Annotated in this window: 22 protein-coding genes; 13 read left to right on the forward strand and 9 right to left on the reverse strand. The window is 66.3% G+C overall.

Annotated features, from left to right (window positions below; translation table 11 throughout):
• Positions 1-10: 10 nt before the first annotated feature.
• The 3 genes from AVME950_RS01740 to AVME950_RS01750 form a co-directional block, all read right to left on the reverse strand.
• Positions 11-376 (reverse strand): hypothetical protein, encoded by a 366-nt coding sequence (locus AVME950_RS01740; RefSeq protein WP_284428513.1) that lies wholly within the window; start codon positions 374-376, stop codon positions 11-13.
• Positions 377-468: 92 nt separating this feature from the next.
• Positions 469-3,429, reverse strand: a complete 2,961-nt coding sequence (locus AVME950_RS01745; RefSeq protein WP_284428514.1) for an RHS repeat domain-containing protein — start codon at positions 3,427-3,429, stop codon at positions 469-471.
• A 12-nt stretch (positions 3,430-3,441) separates the two neighbouring features.
• On the reverse strand, positions 3,442-5,901 hold the full coding sequence (locus AVME950_RS01750) for an RHS repeat domain-containing protein (RefSeq protein ID WP_284428515.1): 2,460 nt from the start codon (positions 5,899-5,901) through the stop codon (positions 3,442-3,444).
• Positions 5,902-6,236: 335 nt separating this feature from the next.
• Here AVME950_RS01750 and AVME950_RS01755 point away from each other — a divergent pair, with 335 nt between their 5' ends.
• A complete protein-coding gene (locus AVME950_RS01755) occupies positions 6,237-6,386 on the forward strand; it encodes a hypothetical protein (protein WP_284428516.1) in 150 nt (49 codons plus the stop codon).
• Positions 6,387-6,392: 6 nt separating this feature from the next.
• Here AVME950_RS01755 and AVME950_RS01760 read toward each other — a convergent pair whose 3' ends face one another.
• Together AVME950_RS01760 and AVME950_RS01765 are read right to left on the reverse strand one after the other, a co-directional pair.
• The gene (locus AVME950_RS01760; RefSeq protein ID WP_284428517.1) at positions 6,393-7,298 is read right to left on the reverse strand and encodes a hypothetical protein; all 906 of its coding nucleotides are present in this window, start codon (positions 7,296-7,298) and stop codon (positions 6,393-6,395) included.
• A 234-nt stretch (positions 7,299-7,532) separates the two neighbouring features.
• Complete coding sequence (locus AVME950_RS01765; RefSeq protein WP_284428518.1) at positions 7,533-8,063, reverse strand: Mpo1 family 2-hydroxy fatty acid dioxygenase; 531 nt, start codon at positions 8,061-8,063, stop codon at positions 7,533-7,535.
• Positions 8,064-8,203: 140 nt separating this feature from the next.
• On the opposite strand from AVME950_RS01765, the gene AVME950_RS01770 reads away from it, so the two are divergent.
• Together AVME950_RS01770 and AVME950_RS01775 are read left to right on the forward strand one after the other, a co-directional pair.
• A complete protein-coding gene (locus AVME950_RS01770) occupies positions 8,204-8,908 on the forward strand; it encodes a Crp/Fnr family transcriptional regulator (protein ID WP_284428519.1) in 705 nt (234 codons plus the stop codon).
• 76 nt (positions 8,909-8,984) lie between these two features.
• Positions 8,985-10,418 carry an aldehyde dehydrogenase family protein gene (locus tag AVME950_RS01775; protein WP_284428520.1) on the forward strand — a complete coding sequence of 478 codons (1,434 nt, stop codon included), beginning with the start codon at positions 8,985-8,987 and terminating at the stop codon, positions 10,416-10,418.
• Positions 10,419-10,495: 77 nt separating this feature from the next.
• On the opposite strand, the gene AVME950_RS01780 is transcribed toward AVME950_RS01775, so the two are convergent.
• Positions 10,496-11,395 carry a ZIP family metal transporter gene (locus AVME950_RS01780; protein WP_284412771.1) on the reverse strand — a complete coding sequence of 300 codons (900 nt, stop codon included), beginning with the start codon at positions 11,393-11,395 and terminating at the stop codon, positions 10,496-10,498.
• 88 nt (positions 11,396-11,483) lie between these two features.
• Positions 11,484-12,116: a superoxide dismutase gene (locus AVME950_RS01785; protein WP_284400868.1), complete on the reverse strand. Its 633-nt coding sequence runs from the start codon at positions 12,114-12,116 to the stop codon at positions 11,484-11,486.
• Positions 12,117-12,459: 343 nt separating this feature from the next.
• On the opposite strand from AVME950_RS01785, the gene AVME950_RS01790 reads away from it, so the two are divergent.
• The 8 genes from AVME950_RS01790 (at position 12,460) to AVME950_RS01825 (ending at position 21,956) form a co-directional block, all read left to right on the forward strand.
• Entirely contained in the window at positions 12,460-15,558 is a 3,099-nt protein-coding gene (locus AVME950_RS01790) for a LodA/GoxA family CTQ-dependent oxidase (protein ID WP_284428521.1), read from the forward strand.
• Positions 15,559-15,562: 4 nt separating this feature from the next.
• Positions 15,563-16,867: an FAD-dependent monooxygenase gene (locus AVME950_RS01795; RefSeq protein WP_284428522.1), complete on the forward strand. Its 1,305-nt coding sequence runs from the start codon at positions 15,563-15,565 to the stop codon at positions 16,865-16,867.
• Between the two features lie 46 nt (positions 16,868-16,913).
• Positions 16,914-17,684, forward strand: coding sequence for an SDR family oxidoreductase (locus tag AVME950_RS01800; RefSeq protein ID WP_284428523.1), 771 nt, complete (start codon positions 16,914-16,916; stop codon positions 17,682-17,684).
• 73 nt (positions 17,685-17,757) lie between these two features.
• Positions 17,758-18,897 (forward strand): GTP 3',8-cyclase MoaA, encoded by a 1,140-nt coding sequence (gene moaA, locus AVME950_RS01805; protein ID WP_284426425.1) that lies wholly within the window; start codon positions 17,758-17,760, stop codon positions 18,895-18,897.
• Between the two features lie 3 nt (positions 18,898-18,900).
• Positions 18,901-19,578 (forward strand): molybdenum cofactor guanylyltransferase MobA, encoded by a 678-nt coding sequence (gene mobA, locus AVME950_RS01810; protein ID WP_284428524.1) that lies wholly within the window; start codon positions 18,901-18,903, stop codon positions 19,576-19,578.
• Positions 19,575-20,123 (forward strand): GNAT family N-acetyltransferase, encoded by a 549-nt coding sequence (locus tag AVME950_RS01815; RefSeq protein WP_284428525.1) that lies wholly within the window; start codon positions 19,575-19,577, stop codon positions 20,121-20,123. The genes mobA and AVME950_RS01815 overlap by 4 nt, the downstream gene beginning before the upstream one ends.
• On the forward strand, positions 20,120-21,484 hold the full coding sequence (moeA, locus tag AVME950_RS01820) for a molybdopterin molybdotransferase MoeA (RefSeq protein ID WP_284428526.1): 1,365 nt from the start codon (positions 20,120-20,122) through the stop codon (positions 21,482-21,484). Before AVME950_RS01815 ends, moeA begins: the two co-directional genes overlap by 4 nt.
• A 139-nt stretch (positions 21,485-21,623) precedes the next feature.
• Entirely contained in the window at positions 21,624-21,956 is a 333-nt protein-coding gene (locus AVME950_RS01825) for a thioredoxin family protein (RefSeq protein ID WP_284428527.1), read from the forward strand.
• Between the two features lie 39 nt (positions 21,957-21,995).
• Here the strand turns inward: AVME950_RS01825 and rnhA are convergent, their stop codons facing one another.
• On the reverse strand, positions 21,996-22,445 hold the full coding sequence (gene rnhA, locus AVME950_RS01830) for a ribonuclease HI (protein WP_284400891.1): 450 nt from the start codon (positions 22,443-22,445) through the stop codon (positions 21,996-21,998).
• 5 nt (positions 22,446-22,450) lie between these two features.
• Positions 22,451-23,305, reverse strand: coding sequence for a class I SAM-dependent methyltransferase (locus AVME950_RS01835; RefSeq protein WP_284428528.1), 855 nt, complete (start codon positions 23,303-23,305; stop codon positions 22,451-22,453).
• On the opposite strand from AVME950_RS01835, the gene gloB reads away from it, so the two are divergent.
• Positions 23,304-24,080, forward strand: a complete 777-nt coding sequence (gene gloB, locus AVME950_RS01840; protein ID WP_284428529.1) for a hydroxyacylglutathione hydrolase — start codon at positions 23,304-23,306, stop codon at positions 24,078-24,080. The two genes, AVME950_RS01835 and gloB, sit on opposite strands and share 2 nt — an antisense overlap.
• Positions 24,077-25,609, forward strand: a complete 1,533-nt coding sequence (locus AVME950_RS01845) for a transglycosylase SLT domain-containing protein (protein WP_284428530.1) — start codon at positions 24,077-24,079, stop codon at positions 25,607-25,609. Before gloB ends, AVME950_RS01845 begins: the two co-directional genes overlap by 4 nt.
• Positions 25,610-25,626: the final 17 nt, after the last annotated feature.

The raw sequence follows: 25,626 nt of genomic DNA on the forward strand, positions 1-25,626 counted from the left end.
CATGCGCCCATCAACCCGAAGAACTCCGATTTAGATCAAGGGTTTGGAATTTTTTCAGAGCGGACTGCTTATTTTGTAGCAATTCATTCTGATAATCCGATCCACAAAGATTGGGCTTGGCTTCAACTGGATGCACGACGCAACTCCACTTCACTTTACCCTGATCAAGGGTCGGTTCTTGCAACACAACCACTGTGTACTTGGTGCTTTGAATCACGATGGCACCGCCTGTTGTCACCCAACCGAATGCGAATTCAGGCGTGCTAAAACCAGGTGTCTGCGGCAGTTGCAACGGACCTGCCTGCGGTACAGGCCTCCCAGGGGATGCTATCAACGACTTAGCAATTTCGGTTCTTAGCGAGGTGGTATGGGCCAAATATGATCCGGCCATATGTTTTGGCGTGTAATCACTTGGCTGATTACAACCCAACATAAGTATGCACAACAAAAAGGCTATGCAATTTTTTATTATTGAGAGCATATGCACCCCGCATCGCCGCTGCTCATTGCATCACGGAATTGCTTCAAAAATGCTGGGGTAATCATCGCATCAGCCTTTTCGTCAAGCTGTCGGTGGAAGTACCCCAATGGATTTCCCATTCGAAAGCTATTGCTCAGCAATCGACTGCCCAGTGCCTCGTTTACATGCAGCATCTCATGTGCAATTGTTTGCAACATGAGCTCGGATTGGTATGGACCCAGTTTATCAACTGGGGTGCTGCTATCGCCGTAGTCTCTCGAATTCAACGTAATATTGTTTCTCCAGTCGGTCATACCTGCACCGTTCTTACCCATGTCGGCCATCGTGATTGACCTCGCTAATTTTTCGAATTCACCGGGGTTAGCGCATCGAAGTGTTGCCACCGCTTTTCTGATTTCCTCATCCGTGGCCAAGCCCAGTCTATCGGTGCGGGAAAGTGGATTTCCCCCAACATAAGTGTAAGTATTCATTCCGCCACCCAATCCAATAGGATCACTTTGCGCATATCTCCCCCACCCTGGAACGTAATCCCGATTCCAATTCTGGTGAATCCCCGACTCCACGTCATAGTACTGACCTGGAAAGCGCAGATTGAATACAAAGTCCGCCTGACCCGCAGGACTGCTCTCAGCCGCCGTGGTGCCGAACGGCTCGCTCATCCAACGCCAGCGCACCGTGTTGGCACGATCAACCACCACCCGCGGAGTATTCAAATGGTCTGCATGGATGTAGTAGACCTGTGGCGCATTCGAAGCCGCATTGGCGCCATACGCGGAATCCGGAGTGAAGACCGCCAATGGCATGTCTCCCAGCCAGACGATTTCCCGGATCGGATTGCCTGACGCGTCGTATTCGCCCAGTAGATGGCCTTCGGCGTCGTACACAAAAATCGTTGTACCACCGGCCAGCCCCGTGCTCTTTCGCACCCGCAGGCCGTTGTTGTCGTAGGTGTAGCTGGTGGAGCCCTGCGCATTGGTTGCCCGAACCAGCCTGCCTTTCAAGTCGTATTGCAGCGCGAAGTTGCCATCCGACGTGGCGTTGCCCGCTGCGTCATAGGTCAGCGTGATCGCTGGCTTATCGATGGAGGCCAACTGGTTGCTTTTGGGCTTGAGGTTGTACCAGCTCGATACGCCGTTGTCCGAGGCCACGTTGATGCGGTTGCCTGTACCGTCATACATGTAGGTCCAGGTTCCTTGGGCGGTGCTCACCTGTGTCAGTCTGCCCGATGCGTTGTAGCTGAACTGCTGATCCAGCGAGGGGGCCGATGAGCCGCTCGTTGCACCTGACACTGCACGGTAGTGGGTGTAGCCCGTGATACGGCCTGCCCCGTCGTAAGACACGTCACGCAGATACTCGCCCAGCGGATAGCGTATCAACCGGCCATGGGTGTCCATGACCCTGCTGTGCGCCAACGAGCCGCTGGTCATCGCCCAGTTCCAACTTTGCGGTGCACCGAAAGGTGCGTATCGCAACCCGGTGATCAAGGAGATGGGCGTGCTGGAAGCATCTTTGCCGAGACCCAGGGCAACGGGCAAACCACCGCCATATCCGATATTCAGTTTGCGACCCGAAGGGTAGGTCACGCCGATCACGTTGCCCGCCGCGTCGTATTCGTAAAGCGTGGATAAGACAACGGCCTTCTGGTTGGCAGTCGAGTTCGGATGGAGCGTTTGCTGGGCCTTGGTCACACGCCCTTGGGCGTTGTAGGCATAGGTGGTCGTCCCTTCAGGGAAACTGATCGTGGTCAACCGACCGATACCGTTGGCGAAATCGCCACCCGTCTGGTCATAAATCCATGTGTAGCTTTGGCTTTGCTGCCCAGCCTGGCTGAAAGTGCTGCCGGTCAGGCGGTTGATGGCATCGTAGGTATGGGTGGCAAGCACGCCACGGCTGTCTTTGCTGGTCAGCAGGTTGCCCGCAGGGTCGTAACTCAGTTCGGTGCTACCGGTATCTGGGCTGCGCTGCTGTTTGACCTGCCCCAATCCGTCGCGGTCATACTGTGTCGTCAGGCCTATCGGGTCGAATACAGCGCTGACCTGGTTGCTGCTGTCGTAGCTGATGACGGTGCTGTTGCCGGATGGATCGAGAACTTTCTTGGTCCGCCCCAATGCATCGTATTCATTACTGGTTGCCAAAGCCAAGTCTGGGCTATCGGGTGCCTGAGTCACCACCGTCGGATGACCTTGAGCGTCATAAGCCAAGCTCACCACGGGTGTGGGCGAAACAGGCGGGCTGGGCAATGCCATCGGTGCACCCGCCACGGTGAAAGACAACGCATTGGAGTTGCTGGCAGAGACCGCTGCACTACCAGCATAGCTGGCGCTCAGGTGATGGGCGCCAGCCACGGCAAAGCTGGTTTTCAGCGTCGCAACACCGGCATTCAAGTTGGCCGTGCCCAAGGAGGCAGAGCCGTCCTTGAATGTGACGGTCCCTGTGGCCGTGGATGGGCTGATAGTGGCCCGCAGGGTGACGGCCTCGTTGGCGACGCTGCTCGAAGGGGCGGCGCCCAATGCCAGCGTGCTGGCAGTGGCGGTTGCCTTGACCGTCAGTTGCTTTGCCGAAGAGGTGCTGGCAGCGTAGGTGCTATTGCCTGCATATACGGCTGTGAGACTCTGCGTGCCCACCGTAGCGAACGTTGTAGCCAGGCTGGCCACGCCTGTGCTGTTCAGGGTGGCATTACCCAAGTTCGTGGTTCCCGCCATGAAACGAACCGTGCCCTTTGCGGCACTCGGTTTGATGGTTGCCGTAAGTGTGGTGGATTGCCCCACAGAGACGGTGGACGACGCGAGCGTTAAATCGCTCGTGGTTTTGGTCAAGGCCTGAGCCTGGGTAAACCATGGAACAAGGCACCAGCAGAGGATGAAAAAAAGACGGCGCAAGAATGACCGCACAGGGGCTTTAAAAAGAGCGGCTGTATCCATCGAGGCCGGCTGAATCAATGCAAACATGTTGGGCGTCTCTTATTCCAAGCCGGTGGTCTTTTGCAAGCGGCCCACAGCGTCGTACATACGGGTGATATGGCGGTTGAGAACGCCGGCAGGATCTTTGGTTTGCTGAGCGACACGGTTACCTGCGTTGTCCAGCGTGTAATCGATTCGGTTGCCCAGGTTGTCAGTAACGGCGGTCAAACGGTGGGCAGCGTCGTACTCAAAGCCAATCCAATTAGCATCGGGACGCGTGGCCCGCGTCAACTGACCTACGGCATCGTATGCATAAGTGGTTGTCTGACCCGCAACCGAAGTGCTCAACAGGCGCTGGCGCGCATCGTAGGTATTGGCAGTGACAACACCATTCGGATCGGTAATCTGGGTGATCTGGCCTGCGCCGCTGTAGCTGTACAGGGTGACATGGCCCAATGGGTTGGTGACCTTGGTGGTGTTCCCCGCAATGTCGTAGCCGTAGGTCCATACTTTGCCGCGCGTGTCGGTCATGCTTGCCACCAAGCCTTGATCGTTGTATGTCCAACGAACGGTCCGGCTCTCGTTGCTCGCAGCGTCGGTGATGGTTTCGCTGAGCTTGTTGCCCAACGGGTCGTAGGTGTATGCGGTGGTGCGGCCCGCCTCCGTGATCATGACCGGCAGATGCAGCGCTGGGTGCCACTGAGTTTGCGTGGTTTGTGCCAAAGGGGTGCTGGCTGCGCGGGTGCTTTTAAGCAGCAAACGGCGTGAAACATCCCATTCAAAGGTGGTTTTGTTACCAAGGAAGTCTGTTTCCAGAATGGGCAGATTCAAACCATCGGCAAAACTGCGGCTGGCGACGGTAGCGCCTTCAAAGGGACCGCTCGCGCCTAGGGTGCGCACCGTGCCGTCGCCACCTTGGTAGTTCCAGGTTTGCACATTGCCACGCGGATCGGTGGTTTGAACGCTGCTTTGGTACATGACCCCATCGACACTGCCAGTGGTCAGGCTGCCCTTATCCGCACTATTACCTTCGGGGTATGTGACGCTATAGCTGAGTACACCCCCTGCGTGGCTGGTGGATGTGGCACGGCCGTCAGCGTCATAACTGAAGGTCGCATAGCGCCGTCCGCTCTCATCGTTGATGCCGGTCAGCAAATCAGGATATTGAGCATTCTCATATAGATAGGATTTGCTTCGGCTGTCTGGATAAAGCACGCCAAGGGGACGACCCGTGCCATGCAAGGTATATGCGATGGTCTGGCCATTAGGGGCCGTAACGCTTGCAAGATGGCCTTGAGTGTCATAGAAGAATTGCAGCTTGCGACCAAAGGCATTGGTCACCTGGGTCAACGCACCGCCTGCATAACTGAGTGTCATGACCCACCCGTTGCGCTGCCCTATTTTGACGAGTACGTTATTACCATCGAATTGCCAATATGCATCGTCCTCCAGGCGAGTGATCCGCCATCCATCCGTATTTTGCTCCAAGCGGTATTCCCCGCTGTCGTTGACCCAGGGATCCGTTTTGGTATTTCGTGTGAACAGGGCCAATGTCCCGTTGCCGAATTGCGCATTGCGTTGGAAATCGCCGCCTACCAGCTGAGCAGAATAATTGTGTGACCAATAGCCTCCCCAACCTACGGGGACCTGGCTACCGCTGCTGCGATAAGTGCGGACAAGGCTTAAAGGGTGAGCGCTCTGGTCCTGCCAATCAGTTTCAACTTGAATTTTGGCGCCAGACACAGGGGCAACAGGATTGCCAAGCAGCATCCCTGGATCCGCTCTGCAGATGGGAACATCTGTGACATTGATATCCATTTCTGTACTAACGTTATTGCAATCTCTGCAGATTGCTGTCAGGCGGGCAACCATCGGGCGGCGCGGGGGAATATAAGTAAATTTAAACCTCCCATTAATATCAGTTTTTCCACTGATCGATAAACCTCCAGGAACAGAAACTGTAACAAGCCAATTCTTGCCCGGCTCACCATTGGCTTTTACTGTTGCAGCCATTGATAATGATGGCCCCGCAGGCAAGACTTTTGTGGCCGCCGGACCATCAATACTGATGCTGAAGCTGCTTATGCAAACTTGATATTCAGGCGAATAAACTGGGCTTCCTGGAGGGCAAACGCATGAGGCGTTATCTTCGCTGGGCATAAGGTGTGCAAAAGGCCCGTTGGGATACCACCCATAAGGACAAGATGCGGCGATCTCTTGTTCGCTTGCATATAGGTGCCCAGGACCATAAAACATGCATACCTTTTGATATGAAAAGCTACCGGGCAATAATTCATACGATTCATACCACCCTGGCCTCCACGCATTGGCATCAATGATCGACTGCTCACAAGCTTCGCCTGGCGTTGCGTGAAAGCCGGGAGGCCCCCAAAGAGGAGCCGGGGGAGCAGCTGCAACACACAGCGGCGAGAACAGGAAAAGAGCCGTCAGGAGCAGGTACCGCCGGACATTTTTCAATCGCAAATTGAAAATCAGGACCAGCTTTTCAAGAAATCTCATTGTTTTTCCAGCGAATTTCAAAAAATCTTTTTCAGATCGATAGCGCAGTCCGGCAAGCGCTTCAATGTCAGAGGTAAAGGTAAAAATGGGGAGCCCCTCAATGCCCCACTCGCTTTCATCAGAGCGTGTTCCTGGCGCAACTCCACTAGGGAACCGCAGGGTCGATCAAATTCACGGAGTGGGTGCTGTCGGCAATTTTTATTGATGGGCCAGAGACCCTCAAGATCAAAAATTTGCACCAACACGCGTTGTCGCGATTTTAACTACAAAACAATAATTCTATTGCTTCAAAGTCAAGTCAACCACGAAGTGGCCGGCAGACGCTGGACGAGCGCGTGCTGATCTCGGTCGCCGCAGGTATCGGCAGCGCCTACTGGATCGTCCAGCATGCGCCCGAAGCGAGCGTGCAGCTTGCCGAAGGCGGGAAACGCCGCATGGGTTCTGCCTGCAACCCAGCGGTGTTTTGGCTTTCGGCTGTGGTGTGATTCCCTTTATTGCCCGTTCACCAGCAGGCGCGTCGCCTCCGACGTCTTGACGCCATTGGCATTGGCCGTGCGCACGACCAGACCCTTGTACCGGCCCGAGGCGACCAGCCAGGTGTAGCTGACGTTGGCCGTCGTCGCGCCGCCGGTCACCTCGATCTTGACCTTGCAGGCGGGAAACGTCCCGGCCAGCACGCTGACCGACTCTGTGGAATAGGTGGTGATGCTGGTCTGCGCCAGCGCGGGCTGCGTGGTCCCGCCGCTTTCCGTCGTGGTGGAATAGCTGGCCGCGTAGGCCGTGTCCAAGGCAGGGTTCAGCGGTGCACCCGTATAGGCGTAGGGCGTGAAATAGCTGCTGGCCGTGGTGGTCGTGCCCTGAAAGAGATTGGAGACGGTCAAACCGTAGGTCTGCCGCACGTCACCGACAACGCTCGAATAATTGTTTTCGGTCGTGGTCATGACGCTGCCGCCGAAGGATCCATTAACGGTGGCGTTGCTGTAAGTGGTGGTATTGACCTGGTTCACCAGGAACAGCCCGGTCCTGCCGCGAAAGCTCGCGCCATTCGACGTGGCGAATCTGCGTTGCTGGGTGGAAATGACCGTGGTGCCGTCGGTGTAATACACGTTGGCGTCGATCTGGGCGTTATTGCCGGCCACCGTGAGGACATGGCCGTCCTCGCCGCAATCGCTGGCGACGGTCGAAGGGGTGGTGGGCGTTGCGGGTGCCGTATCGCCTGGGGTGGGCGTCACGGGGGTGGTGCCACCCGTGGTGCCGGTGCTGCTGTCGCCACCCCCTCCGCCTCCGCATGCCGATAAAACGCACAGGGCGATGGCGCCGAGTACCGAGGTGGTGGTTTTGGAAATTCCGAAAGAGCCAGAGATGTTGGAAAGATTTTTGGTTTCTGGACGATTCATGGTTGCGCGCGGGTTTTGGAAAGGCCCGTAGCCTATGCGAGGCGCAACCAATGACTGGAGCAATTTCACTCAGTTACATCTGCATGCCATTCAGCGCAACAAAACCCACACGCCATTGAAATCAATTGGCAATTTCTCTAAAAATGCATTAGTGCTTCTATTTTTTACTTGGCATGGCGTATGCCCACCGAATAGAAAATCGCAACTTTTTATAAAAAGAAACCAAACGGCGCGTCAGGCAGCCGTGCCTTGCCCGTGCGGGCGCAGGCGCACCGGGCCCGAGCGCGCCTCGATGGCCGCCTGCACCTCGCGCCGCAAGCCCATCGCAAAGCCCAGCTCGGCCGCCACGAACAGCGGGCCGACGAGCAGGCCCACCAGGTCGTCCACGAATGCCGGCTTGCGGCCTTCGTAGTAGTGGCCCACGAACTGGATGACCCAGCCCACCACGAACAGCCCCAGCCCCGCGCCCAGCCACAGCGCCGTGGATTGCGCGGCCAGCCATTGGCCCACGGCCAGCATGGCGGCGAGTGCCAGCGCCATGGTCACGCCGTAGCGCGCATCGAGCCGAAAATAGAAGACGCACGCGGCCAGCGCTGCCAGCAGCGCGAGCGACACGGGCAGGCCGCCCAGCATCGCTGCGGGGCGCGACAGCAGCACCGTCACGGCCAGCATGATCATGGGCACGCCGACAAAATGGGTGTGGATGTTGCGCGGGTCGCGGTGGTAGTCGGCATAGCCCGACAGGTGGTCGATCAGGGTTTTCATAGGGTGTCTCCGGGGTCTGTGCGTCGCCGCTGCGCGGAATAATCGCGCCAGTGCGGCCAGGGCGTCTGTCGGCCAGCCGACACAACGCGCCACGGCTGGGGGCCGCGAACACGCTCCGGGCGCCGCCCTCCTCCTCTTTCATGACCTCCCCCGCCGACCACCTGCCCACCCTGCGCTCCGGCCGCTGGTTCGCCGCGCTGCCCGCCGATCTGGCGCAGGCCCTGATGGCGCGGGCCGAGCTGCGGTCGCTGGCCCCGGCGCAGGCCCTGTTTCTGCGCGGCGACGCGCCCTGCGGGCTCTACGCCGTGGTGCGCGGCGCCATCGACATCTCGGGCGTGGGCGGCCAGAGCGACAAGGCGCGCGCCTCGCTGCTCACGCGGCTGGAGGCGCCGGCCTGGTTCGGCGAGATCGCGCTGTTCGACGGCTCGGTGCGCACGCACGATGCGCACGCCGCCACCCAGGCCACGCTGCTGCACGTGCCCCAGGAGCCGCTGCTGGCCCACCTGGCGCGGCACCCGCAGCACTGGCATGCGCTGGCCCTGCTGTTGACCGACAAGCTGCGCACCGCGCTGGTCGCCATGGAAGAGATGGCCCTGCTGCCCGCACCGCAGCGGGTGGCGCGGCGGCTGGCGCTGATGGCCGAAGGCTACGGCCAATGGACGGACGCGGGCCGGTCGCGGCGCGTGATCGCCCTGTCGCAGGAGGAGCTGTCGCTGATGCTGGCGCTGTCGCGCCAGACCATCAACCAGATCCTGAAAGACCTGCAGGCGCGCGGCCTGCTGCAGGTGCACCGCGGGGAGATCGAGGTGTGCGATCTGCTGGCGCTGCGCGCGGCGGGCGGCTGAGCGCAGGCCCCTCGACCGCTGCCAGCGTGCGGGCTTGGCGGGCGCCGCCCGGGCCCTGCTGGCGCACAATCCGCCCATGCAGCTCCACTACATCGCCAACGCGCCCGTGGCCTCGTCCTCCGGCCGCACCATCGCCGTGATCGACCCCTCCGACGGCCAGCCCTTCGACGAGATCCAGCGCGGCACCGAGGAGGACATCGACGCGGCGGTCCACGCGGCGCGCCAGTGCCACGAGGCCGTATGGCGCAAGCTGGCGCCGGCCGAGCGGGGCCGCCTGCTGATGCGGCTGTCGGTGCTGGTGTCCGAGCATGCCGAGGAACTGGCCGCCATCGAGCAGCGCGACTGCGGCAAGCCCACCAAGCAGGCCCGGGCCGATGCGCAGGCGCTGGCGCGCTACTTCGAGTTCTATGCCGGCGCCTGCGACAAGCTGCACGGCGAGACCCTGCCCTACCTGGACGGCTACAGCGTGCTCACCTGGCGCGAGCCGCACGGCGTGACCGGGCACATCGTGCCGTGGAACTACCCGATGCAGATCTTCGGGCGCTGCGTGGGCGGCGCGCTCGCGGCGGGCAACGTGTGCGTGGTCAAGCCGGCCGAGGACGCCTGCCTTTCCCTGCTGCGCGTGGCACAGCTGGCCGCGCAGGCGGGCTTTCCGGCGGGGGCCATCAACATCGTCACCGGCTACGGCCACGAGGCGGGCGACGCGCTGGCCCGCCACCCGGGCATCGACCACATCAGCTTCACCGGCAGCCCGCGCATCGGCACGCTGATCCAGCAGGCGGCGGCGGAGAGGCACTGCCCCGTCACGCTGGAGCTGGGCGGCAAGAGCCCGCAGGTGATCTTCGCCGACGCCGACCTGGATGCGGCGGTGCCGGTGGTCATCAACGCCATCGTGCAGAACGCCGGGCAGACCTGCTCGGCCGGCTCGCGCGTGCTGATCGACTCGCTCATCTACGAACCGCTGCTGGAGCGCCTGGGCCGTGCCTTCAAGGCCCTGCGCGTGGGCCCCGCGGCGATGGACCTGGACGTGGGCCCGCTGATCCGCCAGAGCCAGCAGCAGCGCGTGTGGGACTTCCTCTCCGATGCCCAGGTGGCCGGCATCCCGCTGGTGGCGCAGGGCACGGTGGTGGACGAGGCGCCCGAGACCGGCTTCTACCAGGCCCCCACGCTGCTGCGCGACGTGCCGGTGGACCACCGCCTGGCGCAGGAAGAGGTGTTCGGCCCGGTGCTCTCGGCCATGGCCTTCGAGGACGAGGACCACGCGGTGGAGCTGGCCAACGCCACGCGCTTCGGCCTGGTGGCGGGCGTGTGGACGCGCGACGGCGCCCGCCAGTTCCGCATGGCGCGGCGCATCGCCAGCGGCCAGGTCTTCATCAACAACTACGGCGCGGGCGGCGGGGTGGAACTGCCCTTCGGCGGCGTGAAATCGAGCGGCCACGGGCGCGAAAAGGGCTTCGAGGCGCTGTACGGCTTCACCACCCTCAAGACGGTGGCGATCCGCCACGGGTAGCGATTGCTATTAAACAGATAGCATCATGCCCTAGTGGATATTGTGCTGGAGGCCTTTTTGACCTCAAGCCCCCTGAATCAGCCCAGCGCGGTGTCCAGGATCATCATGATCACGAAGCCGATCATCAGCCCGCCCGTGGCCCAGGCTTCGTGTCCCTTGCGGTGCGACTCGGGAATGATCTCGTGGCTGATGACGAACAGCATCGCCCCGGCCGCAAAGCCCAGGCCCCACGGCAGCAGGTGAGAGGAAAAGCCGATGACCGTGGCGCCCAGCACCGCGCCCAGCGGCTCCACCAGGCCTGACGCCATGCCCAGCGCCACGGCCAGCCAGCGCTTGTAGCCGGCGGCCAGGAGGGCCACGGCCACCACCAGGCCCTCGGGCACGTCCTGGATGGCGATGCCGGCCGTGAGCGTGCCGGCGCGCAGCGCATCGGCCCCGCCGTAGGCCACGCCGATGGCCAGGCCCTCGGGCAGGTTGTGCAGCGCGATCGCGAAGACGAACAGCCAGGTACGCCGCAGCGTGCGAGGCGACGGGCCGCCCTCCACGCCCTTGATGAAATGCTCGTGCGGCAGCAGCCGCTCCATGACCAGCAACGCGAGTCCGCCCAGCAGGATGGAGGTGCCGATGATGCCGCCCGCGCCCCAGGCCCCCGCGCCCGCCGACTGGGCCGCGGCAATGCCGGGAATGATGAGCGAGAACGAGCAGGCGGCCAGCATCACCCCCGCGCCGAAGCCGAACAGCGTGTCCTGCACCCGCTCGGACAGCCGCTGCGAGAACACCACCGGCAGCGTGCCCAGCGCGGTCGCCAGGGCCGCCACCAGCCCCCCGTGCCAGGCCTGCTCCACGCGCGGGTTGTCGGCCAGGAACTGGAAGAACTGCCGGCCCAGCACCAGGACGCCGGCCAGCACGATGGCCACCCCCATCCATCTGCGCATGCGCCAGCCGGTGCGTCCGGTGAGTGTGTCGTCAGCGTTCATGTGCAAGGCCCTGGTCGGAGGGTGGATCGATGGATCGGAAACGGGGAGCGCCGTCAAGACGAAGAATCGCTGCGGCCCTCGCCTGGCGTCAACCGCGGGCCTTCGCGTAGCGGCGGGCCACTTCGGCCCAGTCCACGACGTTATAGAACGCGGCGATGTATTCCGGGCGGCGGTTTTGGTACTTCAGGTAGTAGGCGTGCTCCCACACGTCCAGGCCCAGGATGGGCGTGTTGCCCGACAGCAGGCCTGCCATGAGCGGGCTGTCCTGGTTGCCGCTGCTCTCCACCGCCAGCTGGCCGCCGGGCGTGACGGACAGCCAGGCCCAGCCGCTGCCGAAGCGCGTGAGCGCGGCCTTGGTGAAGGCCTCCTTGAAGGCGTCGAACCCGCCCAGCTCCGCATCGATGGCCTGCGCCAGCGCGCCGGAGGGCTGCCCGCCGCCGCCCTGGCCCGCTGGCGCCATCACGGTCCAGAACAGGCTGTGGTTGGCATGCCCGCCACCGTTGTTGCGCACGGGCGCCTGCAGCTTCTCGGGCAGCGTCTGCACCTGGGCCACCAGCGCCTCGATGGACAGGTCGGCCTGCGGCGTGCCTTCCAGCGCGGCATTCAGGTTGTTGACGTAGGTCTGGTGGTGCTTGGTGTGGTGGATTTCCATGGTCTGCGCATCGATGTGGGGTTCGAGCGCGTCGTAGGCATAGGGCAGAGCGGGAAGCGTATGGGGCATGGTTTTCACTTTCTACAAAGGGAGCGGAAACGGGTGACCGGGCGACCGGGGAACGGTCTTTGGACGGTGGTCTTCACAGAAAACCTGGTCTTTAGAAATGATAATTATTTTCATTCACCACGATGATGGCACGGTTTTGCGCAGGGTTTTGTGGGATTTGCGCCTGCATACACGCGCCGCGCCGTGGCGTCGCTCTTTTTCCACCGGGTGGAAACCCTGAATATTCCCCCTGCCGTTCCCCCGCAGAATGTTCGGGTCCCAAAGCGCACGGCGTTCACGCTGGCCTTTTCGGGAGGGAGCGTTACATCGTCCAGGACGATCCATAAAACAAAGGAGGGTTGCGATGAAAAGCACGTCAGTTCCACCCGCGCCGTCGGCCGCCACCAGCACCTGCGCCGGCACACCCATCACCTTGCCCCCGACCTTGCCGCCCAGTCCCTGCTGCTGCGACAGCGATCCGGTGGCCGGGCTCCAACAGCTGTTCGTGGACTATTTCCAGGGCAAGGGCATGGCGGCGGGCCGCGACCCGGCCACGCGGCCGGTGTTCCTGCGCCTGCACGGCGTGGCGCATGGCCAGTTCACCATCGATCCGAATCTGCCGCCCGAGCTGCGGGTCGGCGTGTTCGGACAGGCACCGCAGTACCCGGTGTGGGTGCGCTTCTCGGCCGACGTGCAGCCCGGCAACCCCGACCTCAAGGGCACCACGGGCATCGCGATCAAGCTGTTCGGGGTGCAGGGGCGCAAGCTGCTGGAGCCCGATCAGGACGCCACCACGCACGACTTCATCCTGCAGAACCACGATGTGTTCTTCACCGACACCGCGCGGGACATGTGCGAGTTCACCTGCGAATCGCTGCACGGCCGGGGCGATGCCTACCTGAAGGCGCACCCCGTCACCGCGCAGATCCTGAACGACATGGAAAAGACGGTGGACTCCGTGCTGGCCACCGACTACTGGAGCGTGCTGCCCTCCTGCTTCGGCCAGGGCCGCTTCGTCAAATACAAGATCGAGCCGGTGCAGGCGCCGCCGGCCGACGCGCCGCCGGACTTCGACGACCCGTTCTACCTGCGGGCCGATCTGCATGCCCGCCTGCGCAAGGGCCCGGCGCGTTTTCGCTTCCTGGTGCAGTTCCAGACCAACGACCATGACATGCCGCTCGACGCCGCCACGGTGCGCTGGAGCGAGCAGGCCAGCGTGCCGATCGAGGTCGGCATCCTGGAGCTGCCCCAGCAGGACCTGGACGCCCGGGGCCAGTCGGGCTACGGCGAAAACCTGGCCTACAACCCCTGGCATGCCCTGCCCGAGCACATGCCCATGGGCAGCATCGCCGAGGCGCGCAAGGCCGTGTACCGGGCCTCGTCCGAAAACCGCCGCAACGTGAACGGCGTGCCGCTGGGCGAGCCCGTGGTGCCCCGTCCGGCGCAGTACGCGCCCGGCGTGGACTACCCCGCCGCGAAGGACACGCGCATCGTGCGCGCCGCCATCCACCCGGCCATCGGCATCGCCCGGGTGGGCAACAGCGAGACAGCGTTCTATCTGGGCCCTCAGGTGGTGAACCCGCCGCCACAGCCCCAGGGCTTTTACCGCGATGCCACCGGCGCGCTCAAGCGCGAGGCCGCGCAGTTCCGCATCTACGGCTACAACGCCGCGGGCGACGTGGTGCGCGAGCTGACCGCCGACTGGGCCGACATCGAATGGTCCGTGCACGTCGCCAACAGCAAGGCGGCCTGGTACCAGTGGCAGATCGCGCTCGACATTCCGGAGGCGGCCAAAACCCAGCTGCCGCTGCGCAATGCCAAGAACGCCGCGCGCGACACGCTGGTCATCGACGCGGGCGTGCAGCGCATCGCGGGCCGCAACGCGGCGCCGGTGCCCTGCACAGGGCAGTTCACCGGCGTGCCGGTCAAGATCGGCGAGCTGCAGACCGACGCCAGCGGCCGGCTGGTGTTCCTGCCCGGCCACGGCGTCTCGGCCTCGCCCACGGGCAGCCCGATCTTCAACCCGGCCGACGGCGACTCGTTCATCAACGCCGACGGCTGGTACGACGACACCTGCGACGGCCCGGTCTCGGCCACGGTGCGCATCGAGGGCCAGGAGATTCCGGTGGAATCCGCCTGGGTGGTGACCGCCCCGCCCAACTACGCACCGCAGGTCAAGACCCAGCGCACGCTGTACGACCTGCTGCAGGACCTGTACGTCCAGGCCGGCTGGCTGCCCGCGCCGGCCACAATATCGTTCGCCGACGACGTGTACCCCATCCTGCAGCGCCTGTCGGGCCTGCAATGGGTGAACCAGGGCTTCGCCACCCTGTTCGGCCACCAGGGGCAGTACGACTTCGAGAACCCCGCGCTGATCGAGCGGCTCTCCGCCCTGCCCCCCGCAGGCGGCTATGACCCCAACGCCGAACTGCGCCGGCAGGTGTTCAACAGCTTCCGCCCCCCCAGCCCACCGGACGGCAACCAGATGCCCTGGCCCTGGCTGTACGGCGATGCGATGACGGTGCCCGCAGGCCAGAGCCCGCGCCAGAACGCCAGCATCAGCCAGACGCAGAGCAATGTGCTGGCGCGCTGGGTGCAAGGCGACTTCGTCTCCGACTGGGATGCCGGCCGCCAGCTGCCGGCCAGCATCGACGCGGTGCCGCTGGCGCAGCAGCCCGCCACGCTGGACCGGGCGGCGCTGGAGTTCTGCCTGGCCGACGCCTTCCACCCCGGCTGCGAGATGACCTGGCCCATGCGACATCTGACGCTGTACAGCCGCCCGTTCCGCATCCGCCAGCGTCCGGCGGGCACGGCCGAGCCCAGCTATGGGCCCACGCTCGACCAGGCCACCGCGCTGTCGGCCCAGGGGCCGCTGTATGCCCAGGGGCCCGGCGACATCAACCGCTGGATGGGCCTGCCCTGGCAGGCCGACACGGCCTACTGCCGGGCGGGGTACGACACCGCCTACGACCCGTTCGCGCCCACCTTCTGGCCGGCCCGCGTGCCCAACCACGTGCTGACGGCCGAGGACTACGCCATCGTCGTGGACCGGCAGCAGCCCATGGCCCGGCGCATCGAGGCGTTCTCCAACCGCACCAGCTGGAACAAGCCGCTGCACGGCACCACGGCCGGGCAGATGGAAGAAATGGTGCGCATCTTCGGATCGATGGGCCTCGTGGAAGTGCGCCCGGGCGTGCCGGACGATCCGGCCTTCCCGGCGCAGATGATGGTGGCGTCGTACGGCCCCGATGTCTCGGCCGCCGACGCCGCCAGCCTCAGCGACGCCGCGCTGGCCGCGCAGACCCGCCTGCTGGGCGCCGCCGCCGTCGAAAGCGACGCGGCCGATGCCACCGCCCCCATCCACCCGAAGGCGCGCGCCCTGCCGCACGGCGCCAATTTCGGCTCGCACGCCGAAGCCCGGAACGCGCCGCTGCCGGTGCGCCGCCGGCCGCCGGGCGGCTGAACGCGTGCCCCGCCTGGAAACCGCGCAGGCGTTCGACGTGGCCATCGCTGGCGGTGGCCCTGCCGGCGCGGCCTGTGCCATTCCCCTGGCCCGCGCCGGCCTGCGCGTGCTGCTGGCCGACGGCGGCGGCGAGCGGGCCTTTCGCATCGGCGAGGGCCTGCCGCCACCCGTGCGCAGCCTGCTGGGGGAGCTTGGCGTGCTTGATCGCGTGCTGGCGGACGGCCACCGCCCCAGCTACGGCACCCTCGCCTATTGGGGCGGACTGGCCGGCCACGCCAACGACACCCTGCGCCAGCTGCATGGCAATGGCTTGCAGCTGGACCGCGTGCGCTTCGACGCCACGCTGCGGGCCGCCGCCAGCGAGGCGGGCTGCACGGTCGCGCTTTCCACCCACCTGCAGTGCGACGATGCGCAGGGCGCCGATCCCGCCAGCAGCACCGGCACCGCCTCGGCAGACCCGCAGGAGGCATCCGGCCCGCTGCACCGGCTGCAGCTGCGCCGCGCGGGCGAATCCCTGTCGCACGTGACGGCGCACTGGCTGATCGACGCCAGCGGCCGCATGGCCACCCAGGCCTGCCGGCTGGGCGCGCGCCGCCGCCACTACGACCGGCTGCTGGCCTTCTACCAGCGCCTGCGCACCGACAGTCGTACCGATCTGGACGGCCGCACCTGGGTCGAGGCGGTCGAAGACGGATGGTGGTACAGCGTGCTGCTGCCCAGCGGCGAGCGCGTGGTGGCCTTCCTGGGCGATGCCGACCTGCTGGACCGCCGCACCCTGCTGGACGACGATGGCCTGTGGCAGCACCTGCAGCACACCACCCACCTGGGCGCGCTGTGCGCCGAGCACGGCTATCGCCCCCACGGCGCGGTGCAGGGCGCCGATGCCTGCAGCGCCGAACTCGACCGCGCGGCCGGCGAGCGCTGGCTGGCGGTGGGCGACGCCGCCCTCGCCTTCGACCCGCTGTCGTCCAAGGGCATCGGCAACGCGCTCTACACCGGCATGCGCGCGGCACAGGCGGTGCTGGCGCACGGGGCGGGCGACCTGCAGGCGCCGCAGCGCTATGCCGACCACCTGCGGGACATCCACCGGGTGTACCGCAAGCAGCTGCAGGGCTTCTACGCGATGGAAACGCGCTGGCCCGGTTCCGCCTTCTGGGCGCGCCGGCAGGCGGGCCACCCTGTCGCGCAGGGGGCAGTGCCGGGCACGCCGGGCGGCAAAGCGGTGGCTACACTGCCTTGGCCGCCCGCGCAGCCGACGGCCACCGGCCGCGAGAACCCATCCAACGGAATCCCGCCACCGCCCTGGTGAGAATTGCGCAGGCAGCTATCGACAACATAGCGCCATCGGAGGCTTCATGCGCGTGCAAGGCAAATCCATCATCGTCACCGGCGCCGGCAACGGCATCGGCGAAGGCATCGCCAAGCGGCTCGCAGCCGAGGGTGGCCGGGTCATCGTCAACGACATCCAGGCCACCGGGGGCCAGCGCGTGGCGGCCGAGATCCGCGCCGCGGGCGGCACGGCGGACTTCTTCGCCGCCGACGTCACCCGCTCTGCGGACATGAAAGCCCTGGTGGACGAGGCAGTGCGCCTGCATGGCCGGCTCGACGTGGTCGTGAACAACGCCGGCTGGACGCACCGCAACCGCCCCATGCTGGAAGTGAGCGAGGAAGAGTTCGACAAGGTGTATGCCATCAACGTCAAAAGCCTCTACCTCTCGGCCATCCACGCCGTGCCGGCCATGCGCGCCAACCCGGGCACGGCGGGCGGCAGCTTCATCAACATCGCCTCCACCGCCGGCCTGCGGCCCCGCCCGGGCCTCACCTGGTACAACGGGTCGAAGGGCGCGGTCATCACCACCAGCAAGTCGATGGCGGCCGAGCTGGGCCCCGACAACATCCGCGTGAACTGCATCAACCCGGTGTTCAACCCCGACACGGGCCTGGCCGCCGAGTTCGCCGGCGGGCCGGTGGACGACGCGCGCCGCGCCCAATTTCTCGCCTCGATTCCACTGGGGCGTTTTTCCACCGCGCTCGACGTGGCCAACGCGGCGCTGTACCTGGCCAGCGACGAAGCGGCCTTCGTGAGCGGCATGTGCATCGAAGTGGATGGCGCCCGCTGCGTCTGATCGCTGCCGGCCGACAGCGGCGCGGCCCATTGCGCCGATAACCCTACCGCACCCCATGCGGCAAAATCGGCCCATGGCTGAACGTGTCATCCCCCTGGTGGACCAGCGCATCGCTGCGCTGCGCCCCGCCGTGCCGCAGGGCCTGTCCGGGATTCCATCGGGATGGCTGACCGACACGCTCGCTCGCCCGCTGCGGGACCTGCGCATCAGCGTGACCGACCGCTGCAACTTCCGCTGCGCGTACTGCATGCCCAAGGAGGTGTTCGACAAGGACTACCCCTATCTGCCGCACAGCGCGCTGCTCAGCTTCGAGGAAATCACCCGCCTGGCCCGCAGCTTCGTCGACCACGGCGTGCGCAAGATCCGCCTCACCGGCGGCGAGCCGCTGCTGCGCAAGCACCTCGAAAACCTCGTCGGCATGCTGGCGCAGCTGCGCATGCCGGACGGCACGGCGCCCGACCTCACGCTGACCACCAACGGCTCGCTGCTCGCGCGCAAGGCCCAGGCGCTCAAGGACGCCGGGCTGAACCGCCTCACGGTGAGCCTGGACAGCCTGCAGGACGCGGTGTTCCGGCACATGAACGATGTGGACTTTCCGGTGGCCGAGGTGCTGGCCGGCATCGACGCGGCGCAGGCCGCGGGGTTCGCGCGCATCAAGGTCAACATGGTGGTCAAGCGCGGCACCAACGACCACGAGATCGTGCCCATGGCGCGGCACTTTCGCGGCACGGGCGTGACGCTGCGCTTCATCGAATACATGGACGTGGGCGCCACCAACGGCTGGCGAATGGACGAGGTGCTGCCATCCGCCGACGTGATCGAGCGGCTGCAGGCCCACCTGCCCCTGGTGCCCCTGCCCGAACAGGCCCCCGGGGAAACCGCGCGCCGCTGGGGCTACGCCGATGCCACCGGGCGCCACGACCCGGCGCTGGGCGAGGTGGGCGTGATCGGCAGCGTCACGCAAGCGTTTTGCGGCGACTGCAACCGCGCCCGCCTGTCGATGGAAGGCAGCCTCTACCTGTGCCTGTTCGCCACCCAGGGCTGGGACCTGCGCAGCCTGCTGCGTGGCGGCGCCACCGATGCCGACATCGCCGCCGCCATCGCCGGCATCTGGAACGGCCGCGGCGACCGCTATTCCGAACTGCGCAGCAGCCTGCCTGCGGACACCGGCCAGGGCGCGCGGCGGGTGGAAATGAGCTACATCGGCGGCTGACGCATGGATGACGCCACCCGCATCACCGGGCTGGTGCTGGCCGGCGGCCAGGGCACGCGCATGGGCGGGCAGGACAAGGGACTGCAGCCCTTCCAGGGCGTTCCGCTGGCGCTGCATGCGCTGCAGCGGCTGCAGTCCCAGGTCGGCCCGCGGCTCGTCAGCGCCAACCGCCACCTCGACCGCTACGCCACCTTCGGCGTCCCGGTCGTGACCGATGCCGAGGCCGGCCACGCCGGGCCCCTGGCGGGATTTCTGGCCGGCCTGTCGCGCTGCGAAACCCCGTGGCTGCTCACCGTGCCCTGCGACACGCCGCTGTTTCCGCCCGATCTGGCCCGGCGCCTGATGGCGGCGGCCTGGGCCATGGACACGGCGGGCGGGCCTGTGGATCTGGCCATCGCCGCCGCGCCGCAATCCGATGGGCTGGCCGCCGATGCCCCCCACGCGGGCGAACCGGGCGCCGCGCCCCTGCGCACGCAGCCGGTGTTCTGCCTCCTGCGGGCCTCGCTGCGGGAGTCGCTCGCGCAATTCATGGTGGGCGGCGGCCGCAAGATCGGCGCCTGGATCGCCCAGCACCCGTGCGCCATGGCCGCCTTCGACCAGCCTGGCGACGACCCGCTCGGCTTTTGCAACGCCAACACCCTGGCCGAACTGCACGCGCTCGAACGCGCGCTCGCCCCATGACCCCTGACCCCTTCCGGATCGACGTGCTCGGCACCGCGCACCTGCACGCCTACAAGGCCCTGCGCGACGAGGCGCTGCGCTGCGCGCCCGAGGCCTTCACCTCCGACCACGCCAGCGCGGTGCTGCGCCCGGCCCAGTCGTATGCCGAGCGCTTCGGCGCGCCCGCCACGGGCACCTTCTTCCTCGGGGCGTTCGCTGCGGACGGCCAGTTGCTCGGCAGCATCGGCTGCGAGCGCGAGGCCCGCCTGCAGCAGCGCCACTGCGCCAGCGTGGTGGGCATGATGGTGGCGCCGCGCGCGCAGCGCGGCGGCGTCGGGCGCGCGCTGGTGCAGGCCTGCGTGCAGCTCGCCGAACAGGTGGCCGGGCTGGAACAGCTGGTGCTGACGGTCACCGCCGCCAACACCCACGTCGTGCGCCTGTACGAGCGCGCGGGCTTTCGCGCCTGGGGCCTGCTGCCGCGCGCGGTGGTCATCCAGGGCATCGGGCACGACAAGCTGCACATGGTGCGGTGGCTGCCGGCCTCCCCTCTTTTTTCTGCCGCATGAAGACCCTTGCACAGATCGCCGCCGGCCTGCCCGGCTACGACGCCCACGCCCTGGGTGCCGAGGCCGTCACCGCCTTCCTCGAACAACTGGTGCAGCCGGTGGCCGGCACCGAAACCGTGGCGCTGTCCGCGGCGCTCGACCGGGTGCTGGCCTGCGACCTCGTCTCGCCCATCAGCGTGCCGCCGCACGACAACTCGGCCATGGACGGCTATGCATTCGACGGTTCGGCATTGCGCGCCGGCCAGCCGCTGTCGCTGCGGGTGGCCGGCACCGCCCTGGCCGGCCGGCCCTGGACGGGCCATGCCGCACCCGGGGAATGCGTTCGCATCATGACCGGCGCCGTCATGCCGCCAGGGCTGGACACGGTGGTGCCGCAAGAGCTGGCCACCGTGCAGGGCGGCACCGTGCACCTCGCGGCCGACGCGGTGCGGCCCGGCGACCACCGGCGCCGCGCGGGCGAAGACCTGGTGCGGGGCGGCGTGGCGCTGGCCCGTGGCGAGCGGCTCACCCCCGCCGCGCTCGGCCTGGTGGCCAGCCTGGGCCTGCCCACCGTCACCGTGTTCCGCCGCCTGCGCGTGGCGTGCTTTTCGACCGGCGACGAGTTGCTGGCCCCGGGCGACGCCCCGCGCGAGGGCGCCGTGTACGACAGCAACCGCTACGCAATCATCGGCCTGCTGGCCCGTCTGGGCGTGGAGCCGATCGACCTGGGCGTGGTGCCCGATTCGCCCGCGCAACTCGAAGCCGCGCTGCGCCAGGCAGGGCAGCAGGCGGATGCCGTCATCACCAGCGGGGGCGTGAGCGAAGGCGATGCGGACCACCTGCGCTCCACGGTGCAACGGCTGGGCGACGTGGCGTTCTGGCAGGTCGCCATGCGGCCCGGCCGGCCGATGGCGGTGGGGCGGCTGCACGGCGAGCACACGTCGGGAGCAGATGCCGAAATGGCCTTCAGCGCAATCAATACTAGGGCATTCAGCTATGAAAATAATAGCAAACCCGTTTCAACCAGCGGGACCCTCTGGTTCGGCCTGCCCGGCAATCCTGTCGCCGTGATGGTGGCCTTCCTGGCGTTCGTGCGGCCTGCGCTGCTGCGCGCGATGGGCTGCACCCGGGCCGCGCCGCCCCTGCTGCGTGCGGTCAGCACCGAGCCCCTGCGCAAGAAGGCCGGCCGCACCGAATACCAGCGCGGCATCGTCAGCACCGCGCCGGATGGATCGCTGCAGGTGCGCACCACCGGCCACCAGGGCTCGGGCCTGCTCCATTCGATGGTGCAGGCCAACGGCCTCATCGTGCTGCACCCGCCCCGGGGGCCGGTGGCCGCAGGAGAGACCGTGGACGTGATGATGTTCGATGGCGCGCTGTGAACCGCCTGCCAGTCCGGTCCCACAGCCTGGCGGCGCATGCGCCGGACGCGGTGCCTGCGGGCACAGGCCTATGCTGAAAGACAGGTTCCCCCGCCAACCCAGGCCCTGCCCACAACCACATGACAAGGACCCCATCGCCATGACATATTGCGCCCGCCATCTCGAACAGCCCCCCGCCCGCGAAGATGTGGACCGCCTGGCCGGTGCCACGGTGCTGGAGTTCGGAACGCCCTGGTGCGGCCACTGCCAGGGGGCGCAGCCGCTCATCCAGGCCGCGCTGGAGGGCCGGGACGATGTGGCCCACGTCAAGGTCGAGGACGGACCGGGCCAGCGACTGGGCCGCAGCTTCGGCGTGAAGCTCTGGCCGACCCTCGTCTTCCTGCGCGACGGCAAGGAGGTGGACCGCGTGGTGCGGCCCCAGGGACCGGAGCCGCTGCAGGCGGGCCTGCAGGCGATCGCACCCGGGGCCTGACGGACGCAGGCTTTTCAGACGCGGGCCTCGACGGCGGCCTCAGCCGCGCCCGAGCGCCTTGTCCACCCCTTTGTTGGCCAGGGCATCGGCACGCTCGTTGCCCGGGTCGCCCGCATGGCCCTTCACCCAGCGCCAGTCGATCACGTGGCCGCCCTGGGCCACCAGATCGTCCAGCCGCTTCCACAGCTCCACGTTCTTGACCGGCTGGCCAGCGGCCGTGCGCCAGCCCTTTTTCTTCCAGCCCTGGATCCATTCGGTGATGCCCTTGCGCACGTACTGGCTGTCCAGGAACAGCGTCACCTCGCACGGCCGCTTGAGCGCGCCCAGGGCCTCTATCACCGCGAGCAGCTCCATGCGGTTGTTCGTCGTGCCCAGCTCCCCCCCGAACAATTCCTTTTCCAGCGCGCCCGAACGCAGCACCACCCCCCAGCCGCCAGGGCCCGGATTGCCTTTGCAAGCCCCGTCGGTATAGATCACAACCTGATTCAAAAACGTTACTCCCGTCCATCCACATGAAAGGCCGGCCCGCCATCGCGGACCGTGCCGCGATTGGCCACCGGCACTGGCGCCGCAGCGCCCTTGGGCGCGCGGCGCCAGGGCGCGCCCAGCAGCCGCACGCCGTGCACGCGCTTGACCGCCACCACCACGTAGGCGGCCCCGAGTATCGGCCACCAGCGGGCCCCCAGTCCGTCCATCCAGTCGAAACGCTCCAGCCAGGGCGCGCTGCGCACCGCCGGCCGGTAGCAGCCGAAGCTGACCGACTCGACCTCGAAATTGAGCAGCCGCAGCCAGTCGCGCAGCCGCCAGTGGCCGATGAACTCGCCCACGTCGGGCAGGTACAGCCGCCCGCCCGCACCCAGGCGCTGGTACAGCCGCGCCCGGCGCTGGCGCAGGCCCCACAGGCTCACGGGGTTCAGCCCGCTGATGACCACCCGCCCCTCGGGCACCAGCACGCGCTGCACCTCGCGCAGCGCCGCATGGGGGTCGATGCTGAGTTCCAGCGCATGCGGCAGCAGCACCAGATCGACGCTGTTCTCCGAGAAAGGCAGGGCCACCGGATCGGCCAGCAGGGCGGGCTCGCCCGGTTCTCCGCCCCCCAGGGCCCCGGCCGCGTGCCAGCCGGCCGCCTCGTCGGTCCACAGCAGGGTTTCTTCGGCGCCCAACGCCAGCCAGCGGTGGGGCATGCGGTTGGCGCGCAGGCCCTGCAAACCCGGCATTCCGAGCTGCAGGGCGTGGTAGCCGAAGATGTCGGCCACCAGCTCGTCATAGCGTTCCTGCTCCCACGCCAGCAGGTATCGGCCGGGGGAAGAGTCGAACCAGTGGTGCAAACCTATAATTTCATCGCTCATGAACTTGCTGCCGCTGCCCGCCTTTACCGACAACTACATCTGGATGCTGCACGACGCGCAGGCCGCGGTCGTGGTCGATCCGGGAGAAGCGGGCCCGGTGTTGCAGGCATTGCAAACCCTGGACCTGCCATTGCAGGCGATTCTAGTCACGCACCACCACGCCGATCATGTCGGCGGCGTACCGGCGCTGCGCGAGGCCACTGGCGCCCGCGTCTTCGGACCCGCGCACGAAACCGTGCCCGAGCCCATCGCCCGCCTGGTGCAGGGCGACACGGCCGAGGTGCTGGGCCTGCGCTTTCAGGTCTTCGACGTGCCCGGCCACACGGCGGGGCACATCGCCTATTACGCCCCCGATGTGAACGGCACCCCCGTGCTGTTCTGCGGGGACACCCTCTTTTCCGGCGGCTGCGGCCGGCTGTTCGAAGGCACGCCCGCGCAGATGCAGGCGTCGCTCGACACCCTGGCCGCGCTACCAGGCGACACCCGTGTGTGCTGCGCACACGAGTACACGCTGTCCAACCTGAAGTTCGCCCGGGCGGTGGAGCCCGGCAACGGGGCGTTGCGGCAGTACACCCGCGACTGCGAGGCGCTGCGGCAGCAGGGCCGGCCCACGCTGCCCTCGCGCCTGGCCACCGAGCGCGACATCAACCCTTTCCTGCGCACGCGGCAACCCACGGTGGCCCAGGCCGCCCGGGCCTTCGATGCGCAGGTCGATCCCCAAGATGCAGTGGCCGTTCTCGCGGCGCTGCGCCAATGGAAAAACGAGTTTCAATGAAAATTTTGCACATCCTGGGCCTGGCAAGCGTGGTCTGGCTCACCGGCTGCGCCACGCAAGGCACCCCGCCCGGAAGCGCCGCGAGCAAGGACGGTTCTTCGCCGGCCACCACCGACACCTCGTCTTCGTCCTCCCACACGCCCCTGATCCCCTCCGGGCCGCTGCAGCCGATCTCGGCCGTGCAGGCCAGCAACGGCGAGGTGGCATCGCTCTACGCGCCATCCGACCTGTGGGACCGCATCCGCCGCGGTTTCGCCATGCCCGACCTGGACCAGGACCTCGTGCGCGACCGCGAGCAGTGGTATGCCACGCGCCCCGACTACATGCAGCGCATGACCGAGCGCTCGAGCAAATACCTGTTCCACATCGTCGAAGAGCTCGAGCTGCGGGGCATGCCCACTGAACTGGCCCTGCTGCCCTACATCGAGAGCGCCTTCAATCCGCAGGCCGTCTCCAGCGCCAAGGCCGCCGGCATGTGGCAGTTCATGCCGGCCACCGGCAGCGACTACCAGCTCAAGCAGAACGCCTTCCGCGACGACCGCCGCGACGTGCTGGCCTCCACGCGCGCCGCACTCGATTACCTGCAGCGCCTGTATGGCATGTTCGGCGACTGGCACCTGGCATTGGCCGCCTACAACTGGGGCGAAGGCAGCGTGAGCCGGGCCATTGCCCGCAACCAGAAGCTGGGCCTGGGCACCAGCTACACCGAACTCACCATGCCGGCCGAAACCCGCATGTACGTGCCCAAGCTGCAGGCGGTGAAGAACATCGTCGCCAACCCGCAGGCGTTTCGCACCGAATTGCCGCTGATCGAAAACCACCCCTACTTCCAGACGGTGGACATCACGCACGATATCGATGTCTCGCTGGTGGCCAGCCTGGCCGGCGTGCGCGAAGAGGACTTCCGCGCACTCAACCCCTCGCTGCACCGCCCCGTGATCCTGGCCGCGGGCATGCCGCAGATCCTGCTGCCCTGGGACAACGCCAAGGTGTTCCTCAAGAACCTGGAAGCCCACCGCGAAGGCCAGTACGCCAGCTGGACGGTGTGGAGCGTGCCCACCACCATGACGGTGGCAACCGCTGCCCAACGCGTCGGCATGAGCGAGAACGACCTGCGCAACGTGAACCGCATTCCGCCGCGCATGATGATCAAGGCGGGTTCGGCCCTGATGGTGCCCCGTGCCACGACCACGCGCCAGGACGTGTCCAGCCAAGTGGCAGACAACGGGCAGGTGGCTTTCACGCCGGAAATCGTCACGCGCCGCACCACGGTGCGCGCCGGCAAGCGCGACTCGGTCGCCAGCATCGCCAACCGCTACAAGGTGAGCGCCGCCAATGTGGCCGAATGGAACGACGTCAAGGCCAACGCCGCCTTCAAGGCCGGCCAGCAGGTCGTGATGTACCTGCCGGTGAAGCTGGCCGCCACCTCGTCCGCGCGCCCGGCGATCAAGCAGACCTCCACGCGAGGCGCCAAGGCCCCTGCGGCCCCCACCCGCAAGGGTGGAACGCCCTCGCGCAAGAAGCGCTGAGCGGAAGCCGGGCCGAA

Source organism: Acidovorax sp. SUPP950 (genome assembly GCF_030158935.1).
Classification (GTDB): Bacteria; Pseudomonadota; Gammaproteobacteria; order Burkholderiales; family Burkholderiaceae_C; genus Paracidovorax.